The sequence below is a fragment of the Bradyrhizobium sp. genome (genome assembly GCF_049798375.1).
Classification (GTDB): Bacteria; Pseudomonadota; Alphaproteobacteria; order Rhizobiales; family Xanthobacteraceae; genus Bradyrhizobium.
Genome location: NZ_JBARGP010000332.1, coordinates 1 through 3612, shown reverse-complemented (window position 1 = coordinate 3612; position 3612 = coordinate 1). Strand labels below are relative to the sequence as shown.

The following is a 3612-nucleotide window of genomic DNA, read 5'->3' as shown; positions in this document are numbered from 1 at the left end:
TACATCATTCGATGCACTTTTGTAGAAAACGCGGTTGGAAATTGGCAATGTGCCGAAATAGTCACGACAGATTGCGTGAAGGGCGATTTCACCGGCCTCGCCACGCTTCTTGTATTTTTCACTCGTATAGACCCGGATCGCAGCCTGTCTAAGCTTCACGTACATGTTGCCGTGATTGACCGCGAGTTCGTCCTCAGGCAGCGCGTATTCCGGCAGCCACTCTATGAGGTGTTCTGCGAACGGCGTGCAGCGCCAGGCCCTAAGCTCGAAGCCAGCGCAGCAGATCCCGTCGACGGGATTCCCTGCATCCTGAAAATAAAGCCGTTCTAGGAACCGCTTAGGTTTGTTGCTGTAAGCGGTCAACCCGACTCATCCCCATGCTCATTTCTTAGCATTGCCGATGGTTGCACCGAAGGCAATCAATCGTACGGATTGCTATTTCGATCCCAAATGCGGAATCGAAACCCCAGCGGAGTTTTCCGATGCATCTTTAGTGCAATGCAACAAAAGTGCGGTGCAACGTAGTCGGCCGCTGACATGAGAGATGGAGGCGTATTGCACGTTGCGATCGGATGGCGGATCAGTTTGCCGGGGCCATTCGCCATGCACTCAAATTGAACCGGATCACCCCGCAGGGGCAGGCCACCTCCGGCAAAAGACATCCGCCAGCGCCTCGAATACGGCCGGCGCGCGCTCCACGCGGGCAATGGTTCGTCCGCCTTCGATGGCGGCCAACAAGGCGGCTGCGCTGGAGGAGGCGAGCGTGGGAGCGAAGCCGCAGCCGCGTAGATGCTCTGCAATGATATCGCACAGATCGACAAATCCGCGTGCGAGCCGTTCGGTCAGCCCGGCGTCCAGCGTGGATAGCTCATTCGCCAGATTTTGCATGAGACATCCATATTGGTAGTCGTCGGCAATCATCTCGGCCGCGATGGCCCCGAAAATCTGTTTGAAAAAAGTCGGCGCGTCGCCGGTCGTGTTCGCCGAGATCTGCCGGAACACGGCCGCTCTGTTCGCGAGGTAGAGATCGATGGTTTCCTCGGCGAGCTGGGTCTTGCCGCGCGGAAAGTGAAAGTAGAACGATCCCTTTGGAGAGCCGCTTTCTGCGATGATCTGGGTCAATCCGGTCGCTGCAAAGCCCTGGATGCGAAACAGTCGTTCGGCGGTGGCAATCGCGCGGGCGCGGGCGTCGGTTTTGCGTGGCATGTCCCGATCATACCGGGCCCGGGTTGACGGCGCTATGGCGGTCGCCATAATATGGTGACCGCCATAGTCAATGAAGCCCGCAACGCACGCGATCGAATCGTAAAACCGGAAGGTGTGCCCGTGTCCCTGTCCATGTATGACGCCACCGTTCCCGGCATGGTGCGCGCGCTGAAAATCTCGACGCCATCCTCGACAAGGCCGTGGCCTACGCCGAGCGCAAGAGGGTGGACCCGGCCATCCTGCTGGGCAGCCGGTTGGCGCTCGACATGCTGCCGTTCTCGACCCAGATCCATCGCGCCACGGAAACAGCGAGGGGCGGCGCGGCGCGCCTGGCGCAAATGGACATCGCGGGCTTGCCCGACGAGGATAAGACCGTGGCGGAACTGAAGGCCCGCCTCGCCAGCGCCGTCGCCTTCCTGGAGCGCCTGCCGGCGGAGAGCTTCACGGGAGCCGAGGATCGCACCATCACCCAGAAGCTCGCCGGCAAAGACATGAGCTTCCCCGCCAAGCAGTATCTGTTCGGCTTCATGATCCCGAACTTCTACTTCCACGTCACCACCGCCTACGCGATCCTGCGCCATAACGGCGTGGAGATCGGCAAGGCCGACTTCCTCCGCGGCATCTGAGGCGAACTCTGCGGAGGGCTGGCGGGCGTAGCGCCGGACCTTGGTCGGTAGATGGGGATCTTTCGTCCTCTCCACCGCTGTCATGCTCCGCCCCCGGGTCTTGCCTTTGGCGAGCCCGAGGACAGGCTCCGGCGGAGCATCCAGTACGCCGCAGCAGAAGAGATCGACCGAGGCGCCACGGCGTACTGGATCGTCCGCGGAGCCTGTCATCCGGCCGGCCGGAGGCCGGACCGGGTGGCGGACGATGACATCAGGGGCAATGGCCGGCTAGATCAGGCTGTATTGTGCCCGCTCGCGGCGGGCGAGCAGGGGCAGGGCCTGGCCGGCGATGTAGGTCTTGAAGTGGGCGCTCTCCTGGTGCGCCTTGAACGCGGCCTCGTCACGGAACAGTTCGTAGAACAGGAACTGCGCAGGATTGTCGTTGGCGCGGGAGATCAGGAATAGTTGCGCTCCGGGCTCCTTTTGCGCCTCGGGGAGGAAGTGCGACAGGATCTCGGCGACCTTCTCGGCCTCGCCCTCCTTGGCCTCCCATTGCGCCACCACCAGCAGGCCGCCGCTGCGCACCGCCTCGCTCACCGTCTTTGTATCATCTGCATATTGGGCCATCGTGGTTCCTCTCCTTGGGGTCATTGGCGAGGGCATCGATAGCGCCGTTTGTCTCGGGGATAGTTCGATCGCGGTTGAATGATGCATGCGGGAAACTGCAGCGCCCGGGCGGGTCGGTGGGCGGTGCTGGGCCGGAGCCGCCCGTAACGGCTGATGGCCGCCACCCTTGTGTCTGGCCTGCTTATGATTAGAAAGAGTCCAATGGTGGTGGCCGTGCGTCGGCGCAGTCCGCCGGATCGTCAACAACAGCCAAGGCCATCAGCGTGGACGCCCTCAAGATACGCAACGCAGCCGACGTGGAGGAGGTGGTCCGCGCCGCGATCGCCAATGAGCAGCCGCTCGAGATCGTTGGCCAAGGCACCAAGCGGCAGGTCGGCCAGGTCATGGCCACCAATGCGGTGCTGGACCTCAGCGCGCTCAATGCGGTGGTCGCCTATGAGCCGAACGAGCTGATCATCACGCTGCAGGCGGCCGCGCCGCTCGCCGACGTGCTGTCGCTGATCGATTCCAAGAACCAGCAATTCGCCTTCGAGCCGATGGATACCGGCCCGCTGCTGGGCATGCAGGCTAAGGGAACCGTCGGCGGCATGATCGCGGCGGGGCTGGCCGGCCCGCGCCGGATTAAGGCCGGCGGCGCGCGCGACCATCTGCTCGGTGCGCATGCCGTCTCCGGCTTCGGCGACAGCTTCAAGACCGGCGGCAAGGTGGTGAAGAACGTCACCGGCTATGATCTCTGCAAGCTGCTGGCGGGGTCCTGGGGCACGCTGGCGGTCATGACCGAGGTGACGCTCAAGGTGATGCCGCGTCCCGAGGCCGAGCGCACCTTGGTGCTGCGCGGGCTCGATGCGACAAGGGCCGTCAAGGCCATGACCACGGCGCTCGGCTCGCCGTTCGACGTGTCGGGCGCGGCCCATCTGCCGGCCTCCACGTCGCAGGCGGAGATCGAGTCGCTCTCGCGGATCGGGTCGCCTGGACAGGCGCTGACCCTGCTGCGGCTGGAGGGCATCACGGCCTCCGCCGCCCATCGCGCCGGGTCGCTGACCCAACTGCTGGCGCCGCTCGGGACCGCCGAGATCATCGAGGATGCAGCCTCCGCCGCGGCCTGGGCCGCGCTACGCGACGTGCTGCCGTTCGCTTCTGGAGGGCCGGTCGGAGACTGGCCGGTGTGGCGGAT

The 3612-nt window shown here is 63.8% G+C and carries 5 protein-coding genes; 2 read left to right on the top strand and 3 right to left on the bottom strand.

From position 1 onward, the window contains the following. Both WA702_RS14175 and WA702_RS14170 read right to left on the bottom strand, forming a co-directional pair. Positions 1-363 (bottom strand): Hachiman antiphage defense system protein HamA (locus tag WA702_RS14175; protein WP_425111163.1); only part of this gene is annotated, 363 nt, incomplete at its 3' end. 261 nt (positions 364-624) lie between these two features. Beyond that, entirely contained in the window at positions 625-1206 is a 582-nt protein-coding gene (locus tag WA702_RS14170) for a TetR/AcrR family transcriptional regulator (protein ID WP_425111162.1), read from the bottom strand. Between the two features lie 200 nt (positions 1207-1406). On the opposite strand from WA702_RS14170, the gene WA702_RS14165 reads away from it, so the two are divergent. Continuing rightward, positions 1407-1832: a DUF1993 domain-containing protein gene (locus WA702_RS14165; protein ID WP_425111161.1), complete on the top strand. Its 426-nt coding sequence runs from the start codon at positions 1407-1409 to the stop codon at positions 1830-1832. Between the two features lie 267 nt (positions 1833-2099). Here WA702_RS14165 and WA702_RS14160 read toward each other — a convergent pair whose 3' ends face one another. Continuing rightward, positions 2100-2438, bottom strand: coding sequence for a putative quinol monooxygenase (locus WA702_RS14160; RefSeq protein WP_425111160.1), 339 nt, complete (start codon positions 2436-2438; stop codon positions 2100-2102). A 263-nt stretch (positions 2439-2701) separates the two neighbouring features. Between WA702_RS14160 and WA702_RS14155 the strand changes: the two genes are divergently transcribed. Then, the coding region (locus WA702_RS14155) for an FAD-binding protein (RefSeq protein ID WP_425111159.1) at positions 2702-3612 on the top strand (911 nt) is incomplete at its 3' end.

Coding starts and splice junctions, on each gene's coding strand:
- WA702_RS14160 (WP_425111160.1), bottom strand. CDS start 2,438: ATGGCCCAATATGCAGATGATACAAAGACGGTGAGCGAGGCGGTGCGC.
- WA702_RS14170 (WP_425111162.1), bottom strand. CDS start 1,206: ATGCCACGCAAAACCGACGCCCGCGCCCGCGCGATTGCCACCGCCGAA.